Annotated in this window: 12 protein-coding genes; 8 read left to right on the top strand and 4 right to left on the bottom strand. The window is 70.8% G+C overall.

Going from position 1 to position 14,995, the window contains the following annotated elements:
• Positions 1-3: 3 nt before the first annotated feature.
• A complete protein-coding gene (locus ACFZDK_RS08920) occupies positions 4-138 on the bottom strand; it encodes an SPW_0924 family protein (protein ID WP_123977979.1) in 135 nt (44 codons plus the stop codon).
• Positions 139-284: 146 nt separating this feature from the next.
• Positions 285-2,048 (bottom strand): lytic murein transglycosylase, encoded by a 1,764-nt coding sequence (locus ACFZDK_RS08915; RefSeq protein WP_390971190.1) that lies wholly within the window; start codon positions 2,046-2,048, stop codon positions 285-287.
• 322 nt (positions 2,049-2,370) lie between these two features.
• On the opposite strand from ACFZDK_RS08915, the gene ACFZDK_RS08910 reads away from it, so the two are divergent.
• Positions 2,371-3,210, top strand: a complete 840-nt coding sequence (locus ACFZDK_RS08910) for a DUF4184 family protein (RefSeq protein WP_390971189.1) — start codon at positions 2,371-2,373, stop codon at positions 3,208-3,210.
• On the opposite strand, the gene ACFZDK_RS08905 is transcribed toward ACFZDK_RS08910, so the two are convergent.
• Positions 3,146-3,517, bottom strand: a complete 372-nt coding sequence (locus ACFZDK_RS08905) for a hypothetical protein (protein ID WP_390971187.1) — start codon at positions 3,515-3,517, stop codon at positions 3,146-3,148. The two genes, ACFZDK_RS08910 and ACFZDK_RS08905, sit on opposite strands and share 65 nt — an antisense overlap.
• Positions 3,518-3,677: 160 nt before the next feature.
• Positions 3,678-6,404 (bottom strand): DNA polymerase I, encoded by a 2,727-nt coding sequence (polA, locus tag ACFZDK_RS08900; RefSeq protein ID WP_390971185.1) that lies wholly within the window; start codon positions 6,402-6,404, stop codon positions 3,678-3,680.
• Positions 6,405-6,587: 183 nt separating this feature from the next.
• Here polA and ACFZDK_RS08895 point away from each other — a divergent pair, with 183 nt between their 5' ends.
• The 7 genes from ACFZDK_RS08895 (at position 6,588) to ACFZDK_RS08865 (ending at position 14,992) form a co-directional block, all read left to right on the top strand.
• Entirely contained in the window at positions 6,588-8,897 is a 2,310-nt protein-coding gene (locus ACFZDK_RS08895) for an FdhF/YdeP family oxidoreductase (protein WP_390971183.1), read from the top strand.
• An 88-nt stretch (positions 8,898-8,985) separates the two neighbouring features.
• Positions 8,986-9,468, top strand: coding sequence for a hotdog fold thioesterase (locus ACFZDK_RS08890; protein WP_390971181.1), 483 nt, complete (start codon positions 8,986-8,988; stop codon positions 9,466-9,468).
• Between the two features lie 55 nt (positions 9,469-9,523).
• Positions 9,524-9,967, top strand: coding sequence for a hypothetical protein (locus tag ACFZDK_RS08885; protein WP_390971179.1), 444 nt, complete (start codon positions 9,524-9,526; stop codon positions 9,965-9,967).
• Positions 9,964-10,554 (top strand): Tat pathway signal sequence domain protein, encoded by a 591-nt coding sequence (locus ACFZDK_RS08880; RefSeq protein WP_390971177.1) that lies wholly within the window; start codon positions 9,964-9,966, stop codon positions 10,552-10,554. The genes ACFZDK_RS08885 and ACFZDK_RS08880 overlap by 4 nt, the downstream gene beginning before the upstream one ends.
• A gap of 305 nt (positions 10,555-10,859) precedes the next feature.
• Complete coding sequence (locus ACFZDK_RS08875; RefSeq protein ID WP_390971175.1) at positions 10,860-12,098, top strand: ABC transporter substrate-binding protein; 1,239 nt, start codon at positions 10,860-10,862, stop codon at positions 12,096-12,098.
• A 114-nt stretch (positions 12,099-12,212) separates the two neighbouring features.
• Positions 12,213-13,145: a branched-chain amino acid ABC transporter permease gene (locus tag ACFZDK_RS08870; protein ID WP_359209855.1), complete on the top strand. Its 933-nt coding sequence runs from the start codon at positions 12,213-12,215 to the stop codon at positions 13,143-13,145.
• Between the two features lie 5 nt (positions 13,146-13,150).
• Positions 13,151-14,992: a branched-chain amino acid ABC transporter permease gene (locus tag ACFZDK_RS08865; protein ID WP_390971173.1), complete on the top strand. Its 1,842-nt coding sequence runs from the start codon at positions 13,151-13,153 to the stop codon at positions 14,990-14,992.
• Positions 14,993-14,995 lie beyond the last annotated feature (3 nt).

Genomic DNA, 14,995 nt, shown 5'->3' with positions numbered 1-14,995 from the left:
CGGTTACGGGTGTGAGGGCACCGTCGTGAGCAGCGGCTTCGGGGACGTCTTCCCGTTCGGCGACCCCAGGGCGCTGATGGTCACGACCAGGACGAGCGCGAGGGCGAGACCGGTCGCGGCGGCGATCAGGGCACGCATGCGGAGCCTCCCTGCGGACGGTTTCCTGATGGATCGTCAGGTCGGGGCACCGTAGCAACGGGAGGGTGAGATGAGAACAGGTCTCGCACGCGAGGGCGCCCTCCCGCTGTCGCGGAGGGGCGCCCCGGTGGCCGTACGGCTGTGGATCAGGAGGAGGCGGAGGCGGACGGGCTCTCCGAAGCCGAGGCCGACGCCGAGGCCGAAGGCGAGGCGGAAGCGGACTCGGAGGCGGTCGGTGACGGGCTCGGCGAGCTGTCCGCGGTGACCGTCAGCTCGACGGTGAGCGTGGCGCCACCGGTGGTCGTGATGCGGAGCAGGAACGTGCCGGTGGCGTCGTCCGCGTACAGCTTGGGCAGCGTGAGCAGGCCGTTCGCGTCCGTCTGGAGGTCCGTGAGGGTGCGGACGGCGTCGCCGTTCGCGTCCTTGAAGTACGGGCCCTTGTCGTTCTCGCTCGTGTCGTCCGCCGACTTGACGAGCGTGGCGGTGGCGGCGACCTTGTCGGCGACGGCGCCCTGGTAGGTGGCCTTCGCCTGCACCTGGTCGGCGAACTCGCCGCCCGCCACGCAGGTCAGCGGGGTGGTGTTGGCGAGGGCGAGGGTGTCGGCGGCTCGCGCGGTGACCGTCGCGTCGTAGTCGACGCCCTTCGCCGTACGGCCGACCACGCTGGCGTGGATCGTGAAGTCGCCAGTCTTCTCGCCCGCCTGGAGCGTGGGGGCGACGGCGACGCCCTTGCTGTCGGTGGCGACCGTGGCGACGCTCTCGCCGCCGGTGAAGGTCGTGTCCGTGTCCCCGACGATGGTGAAGCGGACGCGGACCTTGGCGACGGTCCGGCCGGCCTTGGTCTCCGCGCGCGTGCTGATCCTCTTGGCGAACGCGTCGCCGGCCGTCGCCGTGAGCTTGGCGGTGCCCGCGTCCTCGAGGTGGTCCACGGTGTCGGTGGCCGTGGGCGGCAGGGTCGGGTCCGTGCTCGGGGTGCTCGGCGTGGGCTCGGTGGGCTTCGGCGTGCTCGTGGTGGGCTTGCCCGTGGAGCCGTCGGAGCCGGAACCGGTCTTGCCGTCGCTGCGGTGCGTGGGCAGGGTGCCGGTGCCGTTCGGGATCGAGTGCGTGCCCTTGCGGTAGAACTCGTACCAGGACAGGACCAGGTTCAGGTAGTCCTGCGAGTTGTTGTAGCTGAGGATCGCGCTGTTCATGTCGGCCTGGACGGACAGGTCCCAGCCGTAGCGGCACAGGTAGTGGCCGGCCGCGAGCGCCGCGTCGTAGACGTTGTTGGGGTCCTTGACGCCGTCGCCGTTGCCGTCGCGGCCCGCCCACGCCCAGGTCGACGGGATGAACTGCATGGGGCCGACGGCCTGGTCGTACTGGCTGTTGCCGTCGTACTTGCCGCCGTCGGTGTCCTTGATGAGCGCGAAGCCGTTGCCGTCGAGCTCGGGCCCGAGGATGCGGTGCAGGGTGTTGCCCTCGGCGTCGACGTCACCGCCGCGAGCCTGGCCGGACTCCACCTTGCCAATGGCGGCGAGCAGTTGCCAGGGCAGGTTGCAGCCGGGCTTGGAGCTGCGCAGCTCCGCCTCGGCCTTCTTGTAGGCGTCGAGGACCGTGGCCGGTATGCCGGCCTCGGCCGCGCCCCGGGAGACGGCGGTGCCGATGCTCGACGAGGGGGCGGTGGGGCTGGAACTGGGGTTCGGGCTGTTGAGCGGCGGCAGGTCCGTGTAGTACGGCGAGTTGCCGGTGGCGCCGTCGGCCGCACCGCCCCCGTCGGGCACGGAGGTGCTGGCGCCGGCGTTGGCCTGCCGGCCCGCGTCGCCGGTCGTCCCGCCGGGTGCCTGGGACGCGGACAGAGCCGCTACCGCCAACGCGGCCGCGGCGGTCGTCGCCGCTCCCTTGCGCAGCCGCCTGCCGATGTGCGCCGCCATAAGGTGAACCCCTCCCCTGGGCGCCTTCCGAGCGCCCGTCTCCGTCTGTCTGCTCGCCCTGGTGTGACGGTTGACCCGGTGCTGTGGTTGCCCCCTGTTGCCTCCGTTACCTCTTTCGAGTGGTGAGGTGGTGCATCCTGCGGTGCACGCCGGGGCGGCGACCCAGGCGACCCTACGACAACTTCCCTTCCACGGACACCCGGCGGTGCCCGATTTTCACCAGTTGGCCATCCCCCGTTGAATGATGGTGGTGTCCCGGATACTTGCCGTACGCGATCACTTGTTCGGCGCTTCGGCCGACGACCGTTCCAGGGGGACCCGGGTGCCGTTCACTCTCAGCCACGCCGCCGCCGTGCTGCCCGCCGTACGCGGCGACGGGACCGGGCGCGGGCGGCTGGTGCCGGCGGTGCTCGTCGCGGGGTCCTTCGCGCCCGACCTCACCTACTACGCGGCGAGCGCGGCGCCGGACGCGATGGAGTTCGGCGCGTTCACGCACTCCTTCACCGGTGTCCTCACGGTCGATGTGCTGTTCGCCTGGGCGCTGGTGGCGTTGTGGGTGCTGGTGCGCGAACCCCTGGTGGCGCTCGCGCCGCGGGCCCGGCAGGGGCGGCTGTCCGCGCTGCTGCGCTGCGGGACGCCACGCGCGCGTGCCGGTCTCTCCCTGACGGCCCGGTGGTACGTCTCCGCCGTGCTCGGCGGGCTCACGCATGTCGTCTGGGACGCGTTCACGCACCACGACCGCTGGGGGACGCGGCTGGTCCCCGCGATCGGCCGGAACCTCGCGGGCGTGCCGCTGTACACCCTGCTCCAGTACGGCAGTTCGGCGGCGGCCGCGGCCGTGCTCGCCGGGTTCCTGGTCCGCGCGGTACGACGGGCGCCGGCCGGGGAGCCGGTGGGGGTCCCGACGCTGTCGGTACGGGACCGGTGGTGGGCCGGGGCCGGGATCGGCGGCTGCGCGCTGGCCCTGGGGGTGCGGCGGGCGACCCGGTGGTGGGAGTACTGGGGGGCTGTGGCGAAGCCGTGGGAGCTGCTGCCCACGGTGCTCTTCGGGGCGGGCGCCGGGCTGCTGCTCGGGGTGCTGGGATACGCCGTGGCGGTCAGGGTGTGGCGTCCGGCTCCGGTGGCCGACGGCGTGCGGCCGAGCCCTTCGGCCGTTCGGTGAGGCTCGCCACGAACACGGTCATGGTGCGGGGGCGGCGGGTGCCGGGGAGCGCGGTGAGGAACAGCGCGAGGTAGCTGCGGGCGAGGTCGAGCCACTGGCGCAGGCCGGACCGGGCGCGCAGTCGCCACCGGAGGCGGGTGACCGCCCGGCGCACGGCGACGGTGAGGTCGGAGGGGATGCGGGCGGAACTGGCGTCGGCCGCCACGGCCGGTCCCGACGAGTCCGTCGTGACCTGGGCGGAGGCGGAACGGGCCTTGGCCGGGGGCCTGCTCTGGGGCGTCCGGCGGTGAACCATGCGTATACCCATGGCCGCATCCTTGCCGGTGGCGATGGCGAGGGCGTTCTGGCGGGGTCCAGGTGAGTGATGCGGCCGGAAAGGGCCGAAGGGCGTCGCTCCACCGAGGTCGGGGAACGGCGCCCTCTGCCGGTCTCTCCGGCACGCGCCCTCTGTCGGCCCGCGCCGCGGGCTAGTGCGCCGCCGACTCCCAGTCCGGGCCCACGCCCACCGAGACGTCCAGCGGGGCCCGGAGGTGGACCGCGTCGGACATCTGCTCACGGAGGACAGCCTCGACCCGGTCGCGCTCGCCGGGGGCGATCTCCAGGACGATTTCGTCGTGGACCTGGAGCAGCATGCGGGACTTCAGCTCCGCCTCGCGCAGCGCGCCGTCCACCCGCAGCATCGCGATCTTCACGATGTCCGCCGCCGTGCCCTGGATGGGCGCGTTGAGCGCCATCCGCTCGGCCGCCTCGCGGCGCTGGCGGTTGTCGCTGTTGAGGTCCGGGAGGTAGCGGCGGCGGCCGAAGAGCGTCGCCGTGTAGCCCGTGGCGCGGGCCTCGTCGACGACCCGGCGCAGATAGTCGCGGACCCCGCCGAAGCGCTCGAAGTACGTGTCCATCAGGGCCCGGGCCTCGCCCGCGTCGATGTTCAGCTGCTGGGACAGGCCGAAGGCCGACAGTCCGTAGGCGAGGCCGTACGACATCGCCTTGATCTTGCGGCGCATCTCCGGCTCGACGGCCGAGCGGTCGACGTCGAACACCTGGGAGGCGACCGTGTTGTGCAGGTCCTCCCCGGAGGTGAACGCCTCGATGAGGCCCTCGTCCTCGGAGAGGTGGGCCATCACGCGCAGTTCGATCTGGCTGTAGTCGGCCGTCATCAGCGACTCGAAGCCCTCGCCGACGACGAAGCCCCGGCGGATCGCCCGGCCCTCGTCCGTGCGGACCGGGATGTTCTGCAGGTTCGGGTCGGTGGAGGAGAGCCGGCCGGTCGCGGCGACGGTCTGGTTGAACGTGGTGTGGATACGGCCGTCGGCTGCGACGGTCTTGATCAGGCCCTCGACCGTCACCCGCAGCTTGGCCTGCTCGCGGTGGCGGAGCATGATCACCGGCAGTTCGTTCTCGGTCTGGCCGGCGAGCCAGGCGAGTGCGTCGGCGTCGGTGGTGTAACCGGTCTTCGTCTTCTTGGTCTTGGGGAGGGCCAGCTCGCCGAAGAGGACCTCCTGGAGCTGCTTGGGCGAGCCCAGGTTGAACTCGTGGCCGGCGGCCGCGTGCGCCTCCTTCACGGCCTGCTGCACCGCGCCCGCGAACATCTGCTCCATCGCCTCGAGGTGGGCGTGGTCGGCCGCGATGCCGTGCCGCTCCATACGGGCGAGCAGGGCCGAGGTGGGCAGCTCCATGTCGCGGAGCAGATCGGCCGCGCCGACCTCCTCGAGACGGCTCTCGAAGGCCTGCCCGAGGTCGAGGATCACGCGGGCCTGGATCATCAGGGCCTCGGCCTCGGCGCCGTCGTCCGCGCCGAAGGCCAGCTGCCCGTCGGCCGCCGCCGCGGGGGCCAGCTCGCGGCCCAGGTACTCCAGGGACAGCGCGTCCAGGTCGAAGGAGCGGCGGCCGGGCTTGACCAGGTAGGCGGCGAGCGCGGTGTCCATGCCGACGCCCTCGATGCGCCAGCCGTGCTCGGCGAAGACCCGCATGGCGCCCTTGGCGTTGTGGAAGACCTTGGGCCGCGCGGTGTCGGCGAGCCAGGCCGACCACGCGTTCTCGTCGGCCTCGTCGAGCTCCGCGGGGTCGAACCAGGCCGCCGCTCCCTGGGCCGCGGCCAGCGCGACCTCGGCGACCGAGCCGGTGCCGAGCGCCCAGGTGTCGACGGTGGCGACGCCCAGCGGCTCCGCGCCGTGCTCGGCGAGCCAGCCGGCCAGCTCGCCGGTGCCGAGGACGGTGCCGTCGACCTCCACGCCCGCTTCGGCGACCGGGGTGGACTCGGCCTCCTCGGCGCCGGGGTCGACGGCGTAGAGACGCTCGCGCAGCGACGGGTTGCGGATCTCCAGGGTGTCCAGGATCATCGCGACGTTCTTGCGGTCGTACGGGGCGCGCTCCAGGTCGGCGACCGTCCTCGGCAGCTCCACGGCCCGCTCCAGCTCGGTGAGCCGGCGGTTGAGCTTGACGGACTCCAGGTGGTCGCGGAGGTTCTGGCCGGCCTTGCCCTTCACCTCGTCGACGCGCTCCACCAGCTCGGCGAAGGAACCGAACTGGTTGATCCACTTCGCGGCGGTCTTCTCGCCGACGCCGGGGATGCCGGGGAGGTTGTCGGACGGGTCGCCGCGCAGGGCCGCGAAGTCGGGGTACTGGGCGGGCGTCAATCCGTACTTCTCGAAAACCTTCTCCGGGGTGAACCGGGTCAGCTCGGAGACGCCCTTGGTGGGATAGAGGACCGTGGTGTGCTCGGTGACCAGCTGGAAGGAGTCGCGGTCGCCGGTGACGATCAGGACCTCGAAGCCCTCGGCCTCGGCCTGGGTGGCGAGGGTGGCAATGATGTCGTCGGCCTCGAAGCCCGGCACGGCGAAGCGCTGCGCGTGCATGGCGTCGAGCAGCTCGCCGATCAGCTCGACCTGGCCCTTGAACTCGTCCGGGGTCTTGGAGCGGTTCGCCTTGTACTCGGTGAACTCCTCCGAGCGCCAGGTCTTGCGGGAGACGTCGAACGCCACCGCGAAGTGCGTGGGCGCCTCGTCACGCAGGGTGTTGGCCAGCATCGACGCGAAGCCGTAGATCGCGTTCGTCGGCTGCCCGGTCGCGGTCGTGAAGTTCTCCGCGGGCAGCGCGAAGAACGCGCGGTACGCCAGCGAGTGCCCGTCCATGAGCATCAGCCGGGGACGGGGGCCGCCGGGGGTCTTGTCGGTCTGCTTCGCTGCTGTCTCTGCCACGCCCCCGATCCTGCCACGCCGCACTGACAGTCAGGGCCGACGGTTCGCGGACGCAGCCGTGGCAGGCATCCGTGCGGGCATTGATTCCGTTCTGTCCGGGAACCCGCCCTCGATCGGTGTCGGTGGCGCGTGCGAGGATCGGTGGCTCAGGGCAGTGGTGCCGGCGTAGAGGGAGATCGTGCGATGGCGACTAAGCCGCCCAAGGGCGACCCGGTTCAGGACGCGCCGCGGGTCGCGGAGCCCAAGCACGCGGCGGCGGGACTGCCGGCCATCGGACACACGCTGCGCATCGCCCAGCAGCAGATGGGCGTGAAGCGCACCGCGCTGACGCTGTTGCGGGTCAACCAGAAGGACGGCTTCGACTGCCCCGGCTGCGCCTGGCCGGAGCCGGACCACCGGCACGCGGCCGAGTTCTGCGAGAACGGCGCCAAGGCCGTGGCCGAGGAGGCCACCCTGCGGCGGGTGACCCCCGAGTTCTTCGCCGCGCACTCCGTCGCCGATCTGCACCACCGCAGCGGCTACTGGCTCGGCCAGCAGGGACGGCTCACCCACCCCATGTACCTCGCCGAGGGCGCCGAGCACTACGAGCCGGTCGACTGGGAGCGCGCCTTCGACATCATCGGCGAGGAGATCGACGCCCTTTCCTCCCCCGACGAGGCCGTCTTCTACACCTCCGGCCGCACCAGCAACGAGGCCGCGTTCCTGTACCAGCTGTTCGCGCGCGAGCTGGGCACCAACAACCTGCCGGACTGCTCCAACATGTGCCACGAGTCCTCGGGCTCGGCGCTGAACGAGACGATCGGCATCGGCAAGGGCAGCGTCCACCTCGAGGACCTCTACAAGGCCGACCTGATCGTCGTCGCCGGGCAGAACCCGGGGACCAACCACCCCCGGATGCTCTCCGCGCTGGAGAAGGCCAAGGCCAACGGCGCGAGGATCATCAGTGTCAACCCGCTCCCCGAGGCCGGTCTGGAGCGGTTCAAGAACCCGCAGACCCCCCAGGGCATGCTCAAGGGCGCCGCCCTCACCGACCTGTTCCTGCAGATCCGCATCGGCGGCGACCAGGCCCTGTTCCGGCTCCTCAACAAGCTGGTCCTGGAGACCGAGGGAGCCGTCGACGAGGAGTTCGTGCGCGAGTACACCCACGGGTACGAGGAGTTCGCGGCGGCCGCCCGGGCCGCCGACTGGGACGAGACGCTCGCGGCGACCGGTCTCACCCGCGCGGAGATCGAGAAAGCCCTCGCCATGGTGCTCGCCTCGGAGCGGACCATCGTCTGCTGGGCCATGGGCCTCACCCAGCACAAGCACTCGGTGCCGACCATCCGCGAGGTGGTCAACTTCCTGCTGCTGCGCGGCAACATCGGCCGCGCCGGCGCGGGCGTGTGCCCGGTCCGCGGCCACTCGAACGTGCAGGGCGACCGCACGATGGGCATCTTCGAGCGCCCGGTCCCGGCCTTCCTGGACGCCCTGGAGAAGGAGTTCGGCTTCGCTCCCCCGCGCGAGCACGGCTTCGACGTGGTCCGGGCGATCCGCGCGCTGCGCGACGGCGAGGCGAAGGTCTTCTTCGCGATGGGCGGCAACTTCGTCTCCGCCACCCCCGACACGGAGGTCACCGAGGCGGCCGTGCGGCGGGCGCGGCTGACCGTGCACGTGTCGACGAAGCTCAACCGTTCGCATGTCGTCACGGGCGCGCGGGCGCTGATCCTGCCGACGCTCGGCCGGACCGAGCGCGATCTCCAGGTCGGCCCGAACGGGAAAAGCACAGAGCAGTTCGTCACCGTCGAGGACTCCATGGGCATGGTGCACGCCTCGCGCGGCCGGCTGCGGCCCGCGAGCGCGCACCTGCTGTCGGAGCCCGCGATCGTGTGCCGGCTCGCCCGCCGGGTGCTGGGCTCCGGGTCCCGGACGCCGTGGGAGGAGTTCGAGAAGGACTACGGATCCGTCCGGGACCGGATCGCCCGCGTGATCCCGGGCTTCGAGGACTTCAACACGCGCGTGGCGCACCCGGGCGGGTTCGCGCTCCCGCACGCCCCGCGCGACGAGCGCCGCTTCCCGACCGCCACCGGCAAGGCGAACTTCACGGCGGCCCCGGTCGAGTTCCCCGAGCTGCCCGAGGGCCGGCTGCTGCTGCAGACGCTGCGCTCGCACGACCAGTACAACACCACCATCTACGGCCTGGACGACCGTTACCGGGGCATCACCAACGGCCGCCGGGTGGTCCTGGTGAACCCGGAGGACGCGCGGCGGCTGGGGGTCGGCGACGGGTCGTACGTCGACCTGGTGAGCGAGTGGAAGGACGGCGTGGAGCGCCGGGCACCCGGTTTCCGGGTGGTGCACTACCCGACGGCGCCGGGCTGCGCGGCGGCCTACTACCCGGAGACCAATGTGCTGGTCCCGCTCGACGCCACCGCCGACACCAGCAACACCCCGGCCAGCAAGTCCGTCGTGGTGCGGCTGGAGAGCGCCGTGCCGCACCCGAGGACCGCGCCCTGAGCGCCCGCTCAGCGCATCTGGAAGAATCGGCAGCCGACTGAGCGTTTGCTCAGGGGAGAGTCAGCTGTACGACGAACGGAGTCGGCCCATGGGCGAGCAGCAGCATGTGAAGTTCCCGCAGGAGGTCATCGACGAGTACGCCTCGCTCGGCGTCGATCTGCCGGCCCTGTTCTCGGCGGGCCACCTCGGCACCCGGATGGGCGTGCAGATCGTGGAGGCCTCGGCGGACCGGGTCGTCGGCACCATGCCGGTGGAGGGCAACACCCAGCCGTACGGGCTGCTGCACGGCGGGGCCAGCGCGGTGCTGGCGGAGACCCTGGGGTCGGTCGGGTCGATGCTGCACGGCGGCAGCTCGAAGATCGCGGTCGGCGTCGACCTGAACTGCACGCACCACCGCGGGGCCCGCTCCGGCCTGGTCACCGGCGTGGCCACGCCCGTGCACCGGGGGCGTTCGACCGCGACGTACGAGATCGTGATCAGCGACGAGGAGGGCCGCCGGGTGTGCACGGCCCGCCTCACCTGCCTGCTGCGGGACGTGACCAAGGCCGACGAGGCCCGCGTCCGGGGCTGACACCCGCTGTGACGCATCCATTGCCCCACGCCGTCCGCGCCCGTAGCTTCGGCGCATGGGACGGCGAGGAGGCCCCCGGCCGGGGACGACCGCACTGGGGCTGGGGCTGGGGCTCGGACTCGCCCTCGCCCTCGCCCTCGCCCTGCTGACCGCCTGCGACGGCCCGGACGGCCCCGGCCGCCCCGATCCCACCCCCGCGAGCCCCGCGCCCTCCACGTCCCCGTCGGCCTCGTCCACGGTCTCCGACGCCAAGCTGTGCGCCACGATCGTCGCGCACTGGTCGCGCGAGGTGCTCGACAGCGGCACCTACGGCGACTACCAGTCGATGGGGCTGTCCAACGGGCAGTACGAGATCCTGCGGGACGTCGTGGACGCCGCGCGGGCCGCGCGACGCGGCCAAGGGGCCGCTGCCGCCGACGAGTTGATCGACCGCCGGGCGCGGACCGCCTGCGCCGAGCGGTATCGCGACGGCACACCGACAGGAGGCCCCTGGCAGTGAGCGGCACGAGCGGCATCGGCCCCGTCGAGGCGGGCGAGGGCACCAGCGCGTGGGACGTCCCGGAGACGGTCGCCCCCGCCCCCCCGCGCTCCGCCCGCCATCGCGCCGCCGTCGCCCTCGCCGCGTCGGCCGCCCTGCTCGCGGGCGGCGGCTACCTCGTCGCGACCCGCCCGCACAGCCCGCCGCCGCCCGAAGCGCCGTACCCCGCGCAGACGGTGGCGTTCGCGTTCCTCGGCGGCCGCGCCACCTCCCCCTGGGCGGAGCCCCGCAGTTTCAGCTTCGCGGTGCGCATGACCGTCATGGACGGGCCGCCGGTCACCGTGCCCCGGATGACCCAGCCCTATGCCGGCCTCGCCCTGACCGTGTCGCCACGCGCACCGTTCCGGACAAAATCGGGCTCACCCCGTGAGATCACGATCACGATGCATGTGACCGATTGTGGGGCAGTTCCGAAGGATGCCGGACTTCCTTTCCTGGACGTAACTCTACGTAATACTCGTGCAATACAAGTACAGAGTTTCATCCTGGGATCCCGCTACGCACAGCACCTCTCTCGCGCCCTGAAAGTCGCCTGTAGCAACAGTTAGCGACCATCCCGGGTAATCACCAAAACGCCCGAGACGCCTGATCCGATTACGGCGGGTCCTGCGGGTTCTCAGCATGCGGACAGGGCGAATCGGCCGGAATTCCGCTCTTCTCCGCACCGTGTACCGCTCTGCATTACCTCGTGTCATAACAAGAGCGTCACAGCATGGGTCAGACCCTCCTCCGCGTTCCCCCCACCCGCCTAGAGTCACGGCCAGTCACGGCACCGTCGGAATCTCTCTTCGACCGGGGCGCGCGACTCGACCGTTTCCACGGGGATGCGGTTGTTCAGGGGAAAGGACTGATCGTGCGTCAACGTTCGCTCATCGCCATCACCGCCTCGCTGGCAGCGGGAGCACTCACCCTCACCGCCTGCGGTTCGCGAGACAGCGGCGACAAGGGCTCCGACTCCGGCAGCGGTGGCACCACCGTCACCATCGGCGTCGACGCCCCGCTGACCGGCGACCTGTCCGCGCTCGGCCTGGGCATCAAGAACTCGGTGGACCTGGCGGTCAAGCAGGCCAACAAGAAGAAGTACGTCGACGGCGTCACCTTCAAGATCGAGGCCAAGGACGACCAGGCCCAGCCCTCCTCCGGCCAGGCCAACGCGTCCGCCTTCGTCAGCGACAACAGCGTCTACGGCGTGGTCGGCCCGCTGAACTCCTCCGTCGCGCAGTCGATGCAGAAGGTGTTCGACGACGCGAAGCTGGTCGAGGTCTCCCCGGCCAACACCAACCCGGCGCTGACCCAGGGCGACAACTGGCAGACGACGAAGGCCCGTCCATACAAGTCGTACTTCCGTACCGCGACCACGGACGCCATCCAGGGCCCGTACGCCGCGCAGTACGTGTACAACACGGCGAAGCTGACCAAGGCCTTCATCATCGACGACAAGAAGACCTACGGCGCCGGTCTCGCCGCGACCTTCACCGGGGAGTTCAAGAAGCTCGGCGGCAAGGTGGTCGGCACCGAGCACATCAACCCGGACTCCAAGGACTACTCCGCGGTCGTCACCAAGGTGAAGAACTCGGGCGCCACCGTGGTCTACTACGGCGGCGAGTACCCGCAGGCCGGTCCGCTGAGCAAGCAGCTCAAGGCTGCCGGCGCCAAGATCCCGCTGGTCGGCGGCGACGGCATCTACGCCGACGACTTCATCAAGCTGGCGGGCACCGCCGCGACCGGCGACATGGCCACCTCGGTCGGCGCCCCGGTCGAGACCCTCGACTCCGCCAAGGAGTTCGTCGCCAACTACAAGGCGGGCGGCTACACGGAGGCGTACGGCGCCTACGGCGGTTACTCGTACGACTCGGCCTGGGCGATCATCGAGGCCGTGAAGAAGGTCGTCGACGACAACGGCGGCAAGCTGCCGTCCGACGCCCGCGCGAAGATCACCGCCGCGGTGCAGAACGTCTCCTTCGACGGTGTGACCGGCAAGGTCTCCTTCGACGAGTACGGTGACGCGACCAACAAGCAGCTCACCGTCTACAAGGTCGACGGCGGTGCGTGGAAGGCGGCCACCTCGGGCACGTTCACGCCGAGCAGCTGACCCATACCCGCACGCATCACCGAGCCGCGCGGGGCGCTGTTCCACTGGCGCCCCGCGCGGACTCGCATCCGGCCTCATCCGTCGAAACTTTCCGAACGTCTCGGAGGACATGCGGTGAACGAACTGCCGCAGCAGCTGGTCAACGGCCTGCTACTGGGATCCATGTACGGGCTGGTCGCCATTGGCTACACGATGGTCTATGGCATCGTCCAGCTCATCAACTTCGCCCACGGCGAGATCTTCATGACCGGCGCCTTCGGCGCGCTCACGGTCTACGCGTACGTACTGCCCGACGGCACCTCGATCTGGATAGCGCTCCCGCTGATGCTGGTGGGCGCGATCATCGTCGCCGTCCTGGTCGCCGTAGGGGCGGAACGCTTCGCCTACCGCCCGCTGCGCACCGCGCCGCGTCTCGCCCCCCTCATCACCGCCATCGGCCTCTCGCTGGCCCTGCAGCAGGCGGTGTGGGCCTGGTACCCCGAGGCCAAGTCCGCCCGTACCTTCCCCACCATCCCGGGCGGCCCCTTCAACATCGGCAACGTCACGATCCAGACCGGTGACATCTTCCTGGTGATCGTGGCCCCGCTCAGCATGGCCTTCCTCGCCTACTTCGTGATGCGCACCCGCACCGGCCGCGGCATGCAGGCCACCGCCCAGGATCCGGACACCGCGAAGCTGATGGGCGTCAACACCGACCGCATCATCGTGATCGCGTTCGCCCTCGGTGCCGCCTTCGCCGCCGTCGGCGGTGTCGCCTACGGCCTCAAGTACGGCCAGATCGACTTCAAGATGGGCTTCCTGCTCGGTCTGAAGGCCTTCACCGCGGCCGTCCTCGGCGGCATCGGCAACATCTACGGCGCCATGCTCGGCGGCCTCGTCCTCGGCGTCGCCGAGGCCCTGTCGACCGCTTACATCTCGGACATCCCCGGCATGAGCCAGTTCGGCAGCCAGTCCTGGGCCGACGTCTGGGCGTTCGTACTCCTCATCCTCGTACTGCTGTTCAGGCCCCAGGGTCTGCTCGGCGAACGCGTCGCGGACAGGGCGTGACACCGATGACCACACAGACCACCGCATCCGAGACCCCCGAGTCCCCGGAGACCCCGGCCGCCCCCGCGGCCCCGCAGAGCGGCCTGATCGGCCTGCCGGCCCCGCTCGGCCGCGCCCTCGCCACCGGCGGCGGCGTCCTCGCCGTCATCTCCACGTTCATGTCGTGGACCTGGACCTCCGAGTTCCCCGGTGACCTCACCGTCTACGGCTACCCGGGCGGCCTGCAGGTCCTGGTGCTGATCGGCGGCGTCATCACCACCCTGTTCGGTCTGGCCTCCTACGGCGTCAAGGGGCTGTCCTGGCTGACCCCGGGCAGCGCCGACAGCGCACTGAAGATGGCCGCGCTCGGCACCTTCGCCACCGCCTGGTACACGGTGATCGCCATCAGCGTGAAACTCGGCGGCGTGGTGAACCTGGACCCCGGCGGCTTCGTCGTCGCGATCGCCACCCTGCTCGCCGTGGTCGGCGCGCTGGCCCTGCCGTTCGAGCGGCCGGAGCCCGACCCGATCGACCCGGACGACACCGGCTGGGAGCTGTTCCGGCACAACACCCGCCAGAGGTGGAACGTGTTCAGGGCGGCCTTCGCCGCCAAGGCGCCGGCCCCGGCGGCCCCGCTGCTCCCCTGGGTCGAGATCCTCGTCATCGTCGCGTCCATGGCCGTGGGCCTGATCGTCTTCAGCTACGGCATCGGCACCTCGTACGACCAGCTGTTCATCGGCTTCCTGATCACCGCCGGCTTCGGTTTCGCCTCGCTCTCCAAGGCCGGGATCGTGGCCCGCGTCTCGGCGATCAACGCGAAGCACCGGATCATCACCATGACCGGCGCCTTCCTGGCCGCCGCGGCGTTCCCGTTCACGCAGTCCAACGACCAGTACGCGACGATCGGCGTCTACATCCTGATCTTCGCGACCGTCGCCCTCGGCCTGAACATCGTCGTCGGCCTCGCCGGCCTCCTCGACCTCGGTTACGTCGCCTTCCTCGGTGTCGGCGCCTACACCGCGGCCCTGGTCTCCGGCTCGCCGTCCTCGCCGCTGCACGTGGAGTGGCCGTTCTGGGCGTCGGCGCTGCTCGGCGCGGTCGTCGCGATGATCTTCGGTGTCGTCATCGGCGCCCCGACCCTGCGGCTGCGCGGCGACTACCTGGCCATCGTCACCCTCGGCTTCGGTGAGATCTTCCGGATCACCGTCCTCAACCTGGACGGCACCTCGGGCCCGGACGTCACCAACGGCTCCAACGGCATCTCCTCGATCCCGAACCTGAACATCCTCGGCTTCGACTTCGGCGCCGAGCACCAGATCCTCGGCGCCACCATCGGACGGTTCGCCAACTACCTGCTGCTGATGCTGATCATCACGTTCATCGTGGTCATCGTCTTCCGGCGCAGCAGCGACTCCCGTATCGGCCGTGCCTGGGTCGCCATCCGCGAGGACGAGACCGCCGCGCTCGCCATGGGCATCAACGGCTTCCGGGTCAAGCTGATCGCGTTCGCCCTGGGTGCCTGCCTGGCCGGTCTGTCGGGCTCGGTCCAGGCGCACGTCACCTACACGGTGACCCCGGAGCAGTACCAGTTCGCCTACGTGGTGCCGCCCAACTCGGCGTTCCTGCTGGCCGCGGTGGTCCTCGGCGGCATGGGCACCATCTCCGGCCCGCTGGTCGGCGCGTCCCTGCTGTACCTGATCCCGGCCAAGCTGCAGTTCCTCGGCGACTACCAGCTCTTCGCCTTCGGTGTCACGCTCATCCTGCTGATGCGCTTCCGCCCGGAGGGCCTCATCCCCAACCGGCGCCGCCAGCTCGAGTTCCACGAAGAGGCCGAAGCGCCCGCCGTCCTCACCAAGGCAGGGGCCTGACCA

Source organism: Streptomyces sp. NPDC007901 (genome assembly GCF_042959465.1).
Lineage (GTDB): Bacteria > Actinomycetota > Actinomycetes > Streptomycetales > Streptomycetaceae > Streptomyces.
This window is presented reverse-complemented; position numbering and strand designations above follow the sequence as displayed.

Coding starts and splice junctions, on each gene's coding strand:
- ACFZDK_RS08920 (WP_123977979.1), bottom strand. CDS start 138: ATGCGTGCCCTGATCGCCGCCGCGACCGGTCTCGCCCTCGCGCTCGTC.
- ACFZDK_RS08915 (WP_390971190.1), bottom strand. CDS start 2,048: ATGGCGGCGCACATCGGCAGGCGGCTGCGCAAGGGAGCGGCGACGACC.
- ACFZDK_RS08905 (WP_390971187.1), bottom strand. CDS start 3,517: ATGGGTATACGCATGGTTCACCGCCGGACGCCCCAGAGCAGGCCCCCG.
- ACFZDK_RS08895 (WP_390971183.1), top strand. CDS start 6,588: ATGGCGACTAAGCCGCCCAAGGGCGACCCGGTTCAGGACGCGCCGCGG.
- ACFZDK_RS08890 (WP_390971181.1), top strand. CDS start 8,986: ATGGGCGAGCAGCAGCATGTGAAGTTCCCGCAGGAGGTCATCGACGAG.
- ACFZDK_RS08885 (WP_390971179.1), top strand. CDS start 9,524: ATGGGACGGCGAGGAGGCCCCCGGCCGGGGACGACCGCACTGGGGCTG.
- ACFZDK_RS08865 (WP_390971173.1), top strand. CDS start 13,151: ATGACCACACAGACCACCGCATCCGAGACCCCCGAGTCCCCGGAGACC.